The sequence below is a fragment of the Halorubrum sp. SP3 genome (assembly GCF_005435195.1).
In the GTDB taxonomy this organism is placed as follows: Archaea; Halobacteriota; Halobacteria; order Halobacteriales; family Haloferacaceae; genus Halorubrum; species Halorubrum sodomense.
On sequence record NZ_SGTU01000169.1, the window covers coordinates 1 to 828 of the forward strand.

The window sequence follows — 828 nt, forward strand, 5'->3', positions numbered from 1 at the left end:
GCGTCGGCCACTCTCCGGCGCGGTACAACGTGCCCGGGCGGGCGATCATCGACGAGTCGAACACGTTCTTCTACGGGGAGACGAACCTCGACGGCGTCCTCGACCTCGTGTCGCGCTCAAAGAAGCCCGTCCAGGAGCTCGCGTGGGCGTCGATCGGGAACGTGCTGACGGCGACCCAGATCTGCGAGGCCCACGACCGCGGTGTCCTCGTCCCGTGGAACTCCTGGCGCCACGAGTTCTACAAGCCGATGGGGACGCTCCATGACGCCGACCGTGGCGGCTTCATCTTCGCGCCCGAGGTCGGCCTCCACGAGAACGTCCACGAACTCGACTTCTCCTCATTGTATCCGAATATCATCTGTACGCGAAACGTCTCACCGGACATCATCCGGTGTGATTGTCACAGCGACCGCGACGATGTCCCCGGCCTCGGGTACTCAATTTGTGACGACCAAGGCTACCTCGTCGACGTCCTCCAGCCGATCATCGACGCGCGCGACGAGATCAAGACGGCCATCCGTCACGAGAAGGCTCGGGATGACCCCAACGAGGACAGACTGACGGAACTCGAAGGGCGGTCAGGCGCGCTGAAGTGGATCCTCGTCGCCTGCTTCGGCTATCAGGGGTTCAGCAACGCGAAGTTCGGCCGCATCGAGTGCCACGAGGCGATCAACGCGTTCGCTCGTGAAATTCTGCTGACGGCGAAACAGCGACTGGAAGCTGGCGGCTGGCGGGTCGTCCACGGCATCGTCGACTCCATCTGGGTGACGCCGGACCCCGACGTCGACGACGAGGACCGCGATGTCGGCGAGCGCGCCGCCGCGGGCG

At 64.6% G+C, this 828-nt stretch carries 1 protein-coding gene; it reads left to right on the forward strand.

Annotation, left to right across the window (positions count from 1 at the left end):
• Nucleotides 1-828: DNA polymerase domain-containing protein (locus EXE42_RS16070; RefSeq protein WP_275938238.1), on the forward strand; the 828-nt coding region annotated here is incomplete at both ends.